Below are 6,072 nucleotides of genomic sequence, written 5' to 3'. Positions count from 1 at the left end.
ATAATCAGAAATGTATCATGGACAATGCTTTGAAGATGCAGATAAATTGATTGAAAAAATAGAAGAATATATAGAATACTACAACACCAAACGGATTAAAGCCAAATTAAAAGGCCTGACTCCGGTTGAATATCGAAATCAGGCCTTACAAGCCGCTTAATCAAAGTGTCCAACTTTATGGGGTCACTTCATTCCTCACTTTTTTATTAATTAAATTATACTAATTCCAAACCTTATTCCAATTTAGCTTTCGTCAATAATTTCTACTTCTTGGGGTAATTGGGGCGTCCGTCCATAATAGGTATAAGACTTATTTGGTTTTATTCTTTTTTTGAATTCAGGACTTTGTGGGTCGTCAAACAACAATGGATCTCTTTTACGATTCATTTCTCTAAAAACACAGTCCTCATCAGCATGCATATGTCGCCATGAATTTCGATAACCTAAAGTTGCATAGATACGATTGTTTATAAATGAAGAGCGCATACCCAATAAAATAAAACAAGTAACAACAAAACAGATATAAATAACCAAAAATAACAGAGTAATAAAAATAAAATCACTACCATCATCAAAAATAGTTATTACCATAAAAATAATATAAGGAAATATTAGTAGGCAACAAATCAATAGACAACCCTTAAATAATTCTAAGGTTGATGAACAATTCCCTTTAGGAAAAAACAAAGCATGGTATTTAGGCATTCGTACAGCATAAACAAAATACTTATTTTTTTCGGTCGGTTCGACAACCATTTCAACATAGTCGCCATTTTTAAAAACAATATCTTCCAACTTGCCTTCGACTTTAATATTACCTATATAACAACTAAAGTATGTACCTTTAATTAGTTTTCTTTGTAGAGTTTTAGATGGTATAAAAATAACAATCATGTCTCTTATAATTGTATAAAATAATAAAAGAATGGCCATAATGAACCCACCGTATTCATCAATAAATGCTTTTGTAAGATTGCCTGAATGCTGTTCAACTTTAGTTTTAGTTTTTTCGAATACCGTTAAATAATTAACTCTACCTTTTAATAAACAATAATATTTAGCCATTAAAGTCCCTAAATCCATCTAGTTAATTGTTCCATACTCCAAACAATGTATGATTATTTATATGCATTATTTTACTATATTATTTGCTATCTTATCACTTAAATCGAAATGAAATAATTTTATAAATTATACAATTAGGTGGCTTATTGAAGAAGAAAAGAGATTAGTAAGTTAAAACAATTTTGACCCCAGTAGGAATCGAACCTACAACTAGCCCTTAGGAGGGGCTTGTTATATCCATTTAACTATGAGGTCATCAAGGACGTTTATTCTAATAAATTTATCGTGGCAATATCAATCAAATAATGAAAAATTTTCTATTTTAAACAAACATGATACAATCGGTACATTCGACATTTTATCACTAGTATTCGGTAGCATTATGAGAAAAAAAATTATAGGTATGATGTTCTCGGTTTTAGCGTTGACAGGTTGCGCAACCTATCAGCCTGAAACAAATAGTTATAGTGACCCGTTATCGGGCTTTAATAAAACCATGTTTAATGTTAACTACTATGCGCTTGATCCTTATATTTTGCGGCCTGCTGCCGTAGTGTGGAAAGATTATGTCCCAACACCTGTTCGTAAAGGCGTAGTTAATTTTTCATCTAACCTTTCTGAACCAGCATCAATGGTAAATAGTGCTTTACAAGGAGAAGGACGTGATGCAGGTAAACATCTAGCCAGATTCTTTATTAATACTGTTTTTGGTGTTGCCGGCTTATTTGATGTTGCAAGTGTCGCCGATCCTCAATTACAAAAAGGCCCTAAACGTAGTTTTGGTGATACATTAGGTCATTATGATGTTCCTTATGGCCCTTATGTTGTGTTACCTTTCTATGGTTCAGCGACGCTTCGCCAAGAAGGTGGTAATCTGGTCGATACCTTGTACCCACCACTCGTTTGGATCGATTGGCAATGGGCTCTAGTTCGTGGCGTATTTGACGGCGTTGAAGCTCGAGCAGTAGCAATTGAGTATGAAGATTTAATTAAAAATAGTGATGACCCGTATAACTTTATGCGGAATGCTTACTTCCAGCGTAATGATTTTAATGCATCTGGTGGTAAAGTTGACGAGCAAAAAGAACAACAACGACAACAAAGCATTAATGGCATTCTTGATGAAATTGATGCCCAATAAATAGTAAGATTTATTATTAATTAACGCCGATTTATTCGGCGTTTTTTATTTTCTTTGCATTTCTGGTAAATGGTGCCAGAACCGTCTAGGCATATTTTGCCTTTGTAATCTCGGATTTATTCGTTCTTTTATGGTTAAAGCCTGACAATAACGATTCCACATGGTTTGAAACAATTTTTCATCATCAGTTAGATAATCTTGGTTAATTTGTTTATTAACAATCAGAGGATCGTTATCGTTCAAACAGATTTGCTCAATCTTTTCTAAATCATAAAAATAGCCATATTGGCGCTTTTCATCATAAATTGCCCATTTCTGATCGGCATAACGATCTTTAAAAAAACGGGTGGTTAACGGTAAAGCATTATATATAGGCTCTATAACCGCAAAATAAATTTTGTCATTATTATCACAACTATTTGCTGGATTTTGGATACTATTGAAGCGAACAAATTGCTGAATATGATGTTTTTCTTTATTTACCTTTTTAGCTATATCATAAACAGCTAACACATCCGCATCAGCAAAATCAGTTTCAATCGAATTGGTTGACTTAAATACCTTACAAATATAGCGAAAGATAATTAAATCACTTTCAGGTAATTCTGATAACCAAGTAAACAAAAGTTGATTTAGCGCAATCTGTGATAATTTTTTTTGCAGTGCAGTATAAACACGCTCATATTTACTGTTTCGATACTCAACTTGATGGAAATCAGTAATCAAAAGTGGTACATCTTCACCCTCAGCTAATAAACATTCAGGCATTTTTTTTAGTTTAAATGCATCAAACACCGCACACATTAGTCCTTCGAAGGATTTATCATAATAAAAAGCCAGCATAAATTACCATCCCATAACCAGTTGCTGAGGAAGGGCTTGTTGTTTTACATCAAGGAGGGGCGAATCTTGTAAATTAAGACGGATATATTCGGCGGATGAATCAAGTACTTTAAAGGTATTCATTTCATGACAAATAATAAAAAACTGCGCACGTTTTAGCACCACACCAATACGTTTGAGCGCTTCTTTATTGAGTTTTCGATGTCGTCTTGCCATAACAATTAATTTTGCTGATTTAACGCCAATACCTGGCACCCGTAAAATTTTTTGATAACTATCCCGATTGATATCAACCGGAAAAAATTGCGGATTACGAATCGCCCAAGACAATTTAGGATCAACAGTCAAATCAAGATCTGGATGTTCATCATTTACAATTTCATCGACACTGAAATCATAAAAACGAAGTAACCAATCTGCCTGATATAAACGATTTTCTCGCACTCTTGGTACTTCTTTCAAAACAGGTAATCGCTTATCATAACTATTCACAGGTATAAATCCCGAATAGTAAACCCGCTTCATACTTGGCCGTTTATAAAGTTTAGCGGTGAGCTGTAAGATTTGATTATCAGTTTCATCTGTCGCGCCAATAATCACCTGAGTACTTTGCCCAGCTGGAACAAATTTTGGTGTTGATTTGATTTTTTTGCGATCTTCAATATTTTCTAGCAAATTTTGCTGAATATGTCGCATTGGTTGATAAATGGTTTGATGATCTTTATCTGGCGCCAATAATTTTAAATTACGCTCAGTGGGGATCTCTAAATTAACACTCATTCGATCAACGAGTAAACCCGCTTCACGAATTAATTCATTACTTGCACCTGGAATCGCCTTCATATGAATATAACCATTAAAGTTATATTCTTGCCGTAATATTTTGACCACACGAATCATTTTTTCCATGGTGTGATCAGCACTATGTACAATACCCGAGCTTAAAAACAGCCCTTCAATATAATTGCGACGATAAAATTCAATCGTCAGTTCCGCTAACTCTTTTGGTGTAAATCCTGCACGAGGAATATCATTACTCTGGCGATTGATACAATAAGCACAGTCAAACATACAATAATTAGTTAACATGATTTTTAATAGTGAAACACATCGGCCATCAGCAGTAAATGAATGGCAAATACCACAACGAGAAGCATTACCTATACCTTTATTTTTATTACTACGTGAAGTACCACTTGAAGCACATGAAATATCATATTTTGCAGATTCGGCTAAAATCTCAAGCTTTGAGATCATTTTCTCTTGAATCATAACTATCACCAATAACTGTATATATTTACAGTATTATAATTATTTTATTGCCGTTAGCAAGTTAATAATCAGATCGAATATAAAAAATATTTGCTTAACAAACCTACAATTAAAAGTGATTTAATCAAGATTTTATTAATAATATGTAAAGATAATCATATTGATTAATTTGTTGACCTATTAACACAATTTTATTTATTAATTTAGTAAATAAAATCAATCTGGGGGTATTGTTCAGCTTACAAGTGTACGCTATAATCAGTCCAATTTTTCATATGAAGCCAGTTAACTTAGGAGCAGAGCATTAGATGAAACGTGTAGTAATTACAGGATTAGGTATTCTTTCAAGTATTGGGAATAATACCAAAGAAGTTTTAGAGTCGTTAAGAGTAGGCCGAAGTGGTATTACTTTTTCGCAAGAAATGAAAGATAGCGGAATGCGTAGTCATGTTTGTGGTAATGTTAAATTAGATACAACTGGATTAATCGATCGAAAAGTTGTCCGTTTTATGAACGATGCGTCTATTTATGGATATCTTGCACTACAACAAGCAATCGAAGATGCAAAATTAACCCCAGAGCAAGTATCTAATCCACGTACAGGTCTTATAGCTGGTTATGGTGGCTCAACCAAAACTCAATATAATGTTGTTGCCGGTATGAAAGAAAAAGGTTTAAGAGGTGTTGGCCCTTATGCAGTAACAAAATCTATGTCATCGGCGATTTCTGCATGTTTAGCGACACCATTTAAAATTAAAGGTGTTAGCTACTCAATGACTTCTGCTTGTGCAACATCTGTACACTGTATCGGTCATGCAGCAGAACTTATTCAACTTGGTAAACAAGATGTTGTGTTTGCTGGTGGTGGTGAAGAACTATGTTGGGAAATGTCATGCGAATTTGATGCTATGGGTGCATTATCAACTAAATACAACGATACACCAGAAAAAGCATCACGTGCCTATGATAAAAACCGTGATGGTTTTGTAATCGCAGGCGGTGCCGGTATGGTAGTAGTAGAAGAACTTGAGCATGCGCTTGCCCGTGGTGCGCATATCTATGGTGAACTCGTTGGTTATGGGGCAACATCGGACGGTTATGACATGGTTGCACCGTCTGGTGAAGGGGCAATGCGCTGTATGCAACTTGCTATTCAAGATCTTGATGGACCTGTTGATTATATCAATACTCATGGTACATCAACTCCAGTTGGTGATGTCAAAGAATTATGGGCAATCAAACAAGTATTTGGTGATAACATCCCGGCTATCTCTTCAACTAAATCAATGACTGGTCACTCATTAAGCGCCACAGGTGCACAAGAGTTGATTTATTCACTACTTATGCTTGAACACGGCTTTATTACACCAAGTATCAATATTGACGAACTTGCAGATGAAGCAGTAGGCATGAATATTATTACCGAGCCAACCGAACGTGAATTAACCACAGTAATGTCTAATAGCTTTGGTTTTGGCGGTACTAATGCGTCAATTGTCATGAAAAAATACAAAGCATAATTGTTAAATTATCTAACCAATAATAAAAAACCGTTCCTAATGAAGTGACCCCATAAAGTTGGACACTTTGATTAAGCGGCTTGTAAGGCCTGATTTCGATATTCAACCGGAGTCAGGCCTTTTAATTTGGCTTTAATCCGTTTGGTGTTGTAGTATTCTATATATTCTTCTATTTTTTCAATCAATTCATCTGCATCTTCAAAGCATTGTCCATGATACATTTCTGATTTT

At 34.6% G+C, this 6,072-nt stretch carries 6 protein-coding genes, 1 tRNA gene and 1 pseudogene; 3 read left to right on the top strand and 5 right to left on the bottom strand.

Features of this window, described 5'->3' with window-relative positions:
* Window positions 1–7: 7 nt before the first annotated feature.
* Window positions 8–160: pseudogene (locus B6D18_RS11910) on the top strand (IS3 family transposase); the annotation flags it as partial.
* Window positions 161–243: 83 nt separating this feature from the next.
* Here the strand turns inward: B6D18_RS11910 and B6D18_RS11905 are convergent.
* Both B6D18_RS11905 and B6D18_RS11900 read right to left on the bottom strand, forming a co-directional pair.
* A complete protein-coding gene (locus B6D18_RS11905) occupies window positions 244–1,065 on the bottom strand; it encodes a hypothetical protein (protein WP_144063995.1) in 822 nt (273 codons plus the stop codon).
* A 183-nt stretch (window positions 1,066–1,248) separates the two neighbouring features.
* Window positions 1,249–1,320, bottom strand: a tRNA-Arg gene (locus B6D18_RS11900).
* A 127-nt stretch (window positions 1,321–1,447) separates the two neighbouring features.
* Between B6D18_RS11900 and B6D18_RS11895 the strand changes: the two genes are divergently transcribed.
* A complete protein-coding gene (locus B6D18_RS11895) occupies window positions 1,448–2,206 on the top strand; it encodes an MlaA family lipoprotein (protein ID WP_086364637.1) in 759 nt (252 codons plus the stop codon).
* A gap of 45 nt (window positions 2,207–2,251) precedes the next feature.
* On the opposite strand, the gene B6D18_RS11890 is transcribed toward B6D18_RS11895, so the two are convergent.
* Window positions 2,252–3,049, bottom strand: coding sequence for a TIGR03915 family putative DNA repair protein (locus B6D18_RS11890; RefSeq protein ID WP_086364636.1), 798 nt, complete (start codon window positions 3,047–3,049; stop codon window positions 2,252–2,254).
* Window positions 3,050–3,052: 3 nt separating this feature from the next.
* On the bottom strand, window positions 3,053–4,318 hold the full coding sequence (locus B6D18_RS11885) for a putative DNA modification/repair radical SAM protein (RefSeq protein ID WP_086364639.1): 1,266 nt from the start codon (window positions 4,316–4,318) through the stop codon (window positions 3,053–3,055).
* A 311-nt stretch (window positions 4,319–4,629) separates the two neighbouring features.
* Here B6D18_RS11885 and fabB point away from each other — a divergent pair, with 311 nt between their 5' ends.
* Entirely contained in the window at window positions 4,630–5,841 is a 1,212-nt protein-coding gene (gene fabB / locus B6D18_RS11880) for a beta-ketoacyl-ACP synthase I (RefSeq protein ID WP_086359708.1), read from the top strand.
* Between the two features lie 71 nt (window positions 5,842–5,912).
* Here the strand turns inward: fabB and B6D18_RS11875 are convergent.
* On the bottom strand, window positions 5,913–6,072 hold a 160-nt coding region (locus B6D18_RS11875; RefSeq protein WP_144063965.1), incomplete at its 5' end, for an IS3 family transposase.

Source organism: Gilliamella sp. A7 (assembly GCF_002142015.1).
GTDB classification, from domain to species: Bacteria; Pseudomonadota; Gammaproteobacteria; order Enterobacterales; family Orbaceae; genus Gilliamella; species Gilliamella apis_A.
The sequence above is the reverse complement of the archived record's forward strand: the minus strand, read 5'-3'. Positions and strand labels throughout refer to the sequence as shown.

What these genes read in the sequence shown, in the direction of transcription:
- B6D18_RS11890 (WP_086364636.1), bottom strand. Translation starts at nt 3,049, where the DNA reads ATGCTGGCTTTTTATTATGATAAATCCTTCGAAGGACTAATGTGTGCG.
- fabB (WP_086359708.1), top strand. Translation starts at nt 4,630, where the DNA reads ATGAAACGTGTAGTAATTACAGGATTAGGTATTCTTTCAAGTATTGGG.
- B6D18_RS11905 (WP_144063995.1), bottom strand. Translation starts at nt 1,065, where the DNA reads ATGGCTAAATATTATTGTTTATTAAAAGGTAGAGTTAATTATTTAACG.
- B6D18_RS11895 (WP_086364637.1), top strand. Translation starts at nt 1,448, where the DNA reads ATGAGAAAAAAAATTATAGGTATGATGTTCTCGGTTTTAGCGTTGACA.